The 4,020-nt window shown below is 31.3% G+C and carries 2 protein-coding genes and 2 pseudogenes; all 4 read left to right on the top strand.

Annotated elements, in window-relative coordinates; translation table 11 throughout:
- A pseudogene (locus KA856_RS13095) lies at positions 1-214 on the top strand (hypothetical protein); the annotation flags it as partial.
- 1,573 nt (positions 215-1,787) lie between these two features.
- A pseudogene (locus KA856_RS13090) lies at positions 1,788-2,207 on the top strand (DUF3102 domain-containing protein); the annotation flags it as partial.
- 334 nt (positions 2,208-2,541) lie between these two features.
- A complete protein-coding gene (locus KA856_RS13085) occupies positions 2,542-3,048 on the top strand; it encodes a phage terminase small subunit P27 family (protein ID WP_040030197.1) in 507 nt (168 codons plus the stop codon).
- 366 nt (positions 3,049-3,414) lie between these two features.
- The gene (locus tag KA856_RS13080) at positions 3,415-3,951 is read left to right on the top strand and encodes a spore coat protein (protein WP_210138754.1); all 537 of its coding nucleotides are present in this window, start codon (positions 3,415-3,417) and stop codon (positions 3,949-3,951) included.
- Positions 3,952-4,020: the final 69 nt, after the last annotated feature.

Genomic DNA, 4,020 nt, shown 5'->3' with positions numbered 1-4,020 from the left:
GATACATCGTGGCAATTTAACAGTGGTAGTCAATAAAGGACTGTATGGACTGTCTATAGAAGTGGATGACAAACCAATTATGCAAGAATTTATAAATTTAGTGCAGCATAACAAAGTTAAGAGTGTACAAATCTATACAGATGAAGTGACATCGATGAATAAGCTCATTGAAAAGATTGGTAAAATAAAAGCAATTTCTATTAATACTAGGTAATGTAAAGTGGTATTATAACAGCGTTCATGGTATAATATAGATATTAAAGATGTACTAAATCTTTAATGTTGAGCGCTCAGTATTAAAGTCTAAATTAGCCATTGGGCATTTAACTCCTTGTTATTTTCATTAGTTCCTAGTTCTTCTGTACGTTGGTTTAGGCCATCACTATTAATTGGTGGTGGTCTTTTCTTAAAGTATATATGTGAAAGTAATCACAATGATATATGTGGAACGCATTCAATGTGTAGCAGATACTTCAACATAGTATATAAAAGCACATGCAGTTATAAGACCCAAGTATTAAAGGTGCAGGCAAACAATGAGCATAGATAATAAAGCGCCATCTGTTATAAAGTGTCCAAGCATTAAAGACACTGTGTATTAAAGCACACTGCTTATTAAGGTGGATAGTTTAGAGGACTGCACAATAAAGTATGCAGTGATTAAGCTACCTACATTAAAGGTCGGGTTATTAAGCACACAGTTTATAAGGTCACTACTTTTAGTATGAGTATTAGATCCAACTAATGAGATAGTTCACATAGAAGTTTCATTGTGATTGTTCATCAACATTCAAAGAGAAGAAATGAATTGTAATTGATATTTGATTTCTAATTAAGAATGATTAATCCAATTAAGATAAATTGTTTAAGTTAATTCATTTGTTGAAATTCAATTGTTGATTGAGTTCAGAAGATAAATGATTTCATTTGTTGAATCAATTCAGTTAAGAAGTTCATTAAGAGAAGAAAGTAAATGTAAAAAGTAATTTCAGATTTGAATTACAAAAAAGTTTTAAAGAATTATTTTCAAAATAATATTTCTAATTTCAAAATAAAAATTAAATTCAAAAATCAAAATGAGATTTAAAAATATAAATAATAATTGTTGTTCGTAAAGTGATAAGCAAGAACAATGTTAGAAGCAATTACGAGATACAAAACGTTATAACTAAGCATGAATACTTTGCATTATACAATGCCATTTGTAGCCATTTAGAGAGCTATACAGAGCATATATAGATGATTATATATTAAGTGTTACAAGCTGTTATATAGTGCGTGAAAGCTACTTAAATAGATTGATTAAAAGCGAAGTTTTAAGTGATAAATATACTTAAATAAGGCAAGTGTGAATTAGATGGTATGAAAAATTTTAATGGGATAGATAATTTAATCGGGCAGTGAAAATAATACTGGAGATTATAAAAAATAAAATGAAATTTGAAAAAATAATTTCTAAATTTAAAGGGAGGCGTTGAATTTGCGCCCAGCCTTTTTGAAAACGAATTAAACGAGTCCGTCTTTTCTGTAACCGCAACTTGATATTAAAAGGTAAAATTGTGTAATTTTTCACAATAATTACTAACGAAAAAGTCTAATTTAAGCGATTTACGGCACGTAATGACCTGTAATCCATGTAACCATTCATTCAATGCAATATAGAGCTTCTCACAGAGCCTAGTTTTTGATGAAATAACTACGTCTCTATTAATGCTTGTAATATTAAGCTTTGTATTATTCTCTTTTATCTTTTCGTGGATAGGCGCAATATACAACACAAGCAAATAATTGTGAGTGTTAGTTACCAAAACATTGCAGGTCAATCGATATTCGAAATCGGTCGAAGATTGAAACATGTGAAAGAGAATGATTTAGCACATGGGGAGTTTGGTAAGTGGCTCGAAAATATTCAAATGCCATATAGACAAGCTAATCGCTTTATAAAAGTTTCAGAAGAATTCCAAACAAATATGACGACGTCGTCACAAATAGGACTAAACGTTTTATATGAAATAGCAACTTTACCTGAATCTGAACGAACAACAGAACACACTACATCAAGTGGCGAAACTAAAACACCAGATGAAATGACTGTTAGAGAATTAGAAGAATACAAAAAACAACTCAAACAACGCGACGAAGAAAAAACTCAACTCGAATCACAACTTGAACAAGCACAACGTTCTGAATCAATTGCACGTAAACAATAACTTAAATAAGTTTAAAATTTATTACTACATTAATTTAAATGAGTTGTCCACAAATCTGGACAACGTTCAAAAAGATAATTTTCTTAATGCACCTAAATCACTACAAAAAGAAATAATGAAAAAGAATATTTATAATTCCGTTCAAAATTACAACGAAGTGCAAAATTTGCACGACGACTAACTAAAACGACCACGTGGTCGCATTTGTGTATGAATTCTTTAGAATTAGCGTCGAGATTTTTCGACAATAAGACAGCGCTGACTTTATTACTAAAGAATACGAGAGAGCGCTCGCTTAAAAAATACATAACAATTATAGGAGATGATATAAATGTCACAGAGAAAACTATTATCACAACAAAAAGCTTATCGTACCAAAGATGTACAAGAACAAAGAAATGCGACTGAGAAAGCTATGAATGAGCTTACACCTTTATCAAAAGAACCACCCGATTTTTTAGACGATGATGCTATTCAAGAATGGTATAGAGTGCTTCCACTTATTAATGAATTACCTATAAAAGATTTAGACAAAGGTCTGCTTGCTACTTATTGCCAAACATATAGTAACTACAAAAATGCCACACTCAAAATTCAAGAAGAAGGTATGGTGGTTGTGACTGAACGTGGAAGTAAACTCTCACCTCATTACACAATACAAAGGGATAGCGTGAATACAATGAACGCCATTTGTCCCAAATTAGGCTTAACTGTTGAGGCACGTCTCAAGATTATGGAACCTAAGACAAAAAATGAGTATGATCCCGTAGGTGATTTTGTGACAGGTAAGAAGCCTAAATCAGTATATGAAGAGTTTGGCATAGGCAAAGATGATTGATAGGTTAGAAAAACTTTGGCGAATTGAGCTGTTACTCTTTTTTGAGTAATAGCTACATAATCAACATTTTTAAATACTTATCTAGCTATAGACAAAAATGTCCGTTACTACATAACTATTTTTGTTATCTACTTAGGTTGTGACGTTTTTGGTATATCCTTTAATCTCAAAAAATATGATGCGTAATTTTAGCAAGAGTCATAACAACAATTAATTGGAAAGTATAAACTAATAAATAGCAAATCTCGTTGTACAAACTTAAATATATAATAATGCCTTCCAAATTTTGGAAAGAAATGGGTTTCTGTAACTGTTGCAGAAACTTATAAGCGTTTATATAACTATATAAAGAAATGAGGTTATAACATGCATCTAAAACCCTGTAAGCAAGTATTAAGATATTATCCCGTTGAAAAGATTACTGAATACGAACTGCTAACTGCTTATAATCCTATGTTTATTAATCGTAAAATACAAGCAATAGAGGAACAAATCGAATGTATGTATAGCCTTAATACATCGCATATGACCTGTGATGATGTAATGGGCGTTATCACCACTTCGTATCCACTAGAAAAGTTGGTATGTTGGATCGTGGATAAAAAAGAAGAACTGGATAGATATAAAAAGCAATCAAATAAACGACTAAATTTGGTTAAAAAGCTAATCAAACACTATCCTTCGCATGAACAAAAGGATATCATTCAATACATGCAGTCAAATGGCTCATATAAGCCACACAAAACGATTGAGAAACTTCAAAGAGATTTATACCAAATACATCATAAAGCGCGTTCAGAACGCAATGAGAAGCGCACACAAGCCAATAAAGTTATTTACAACGATTATATCGAATCTAAACGTAAAAGCCTACAAAATGAACGTGAGGTGCTTGCCATATGATTATTGAGTATCAAGATGTGAACTATAAAATGTTATCCAAGTATATGTTGAACTATCACAGATTGTGTG

The organism is Staphylococcus sp. GDB9P120P (assembly GCF_017893435.1).
GTDB classification, from domain to species: domain Bacteria; phylum Bacillota; class Bacilli; order Staphylococcales; family Staphylococcaceae; genus Staphylococcus; species Staphylococcus cohnii.
This window is presented reverse-complemented; position numbering and strand designations above follow the sequence as displayed.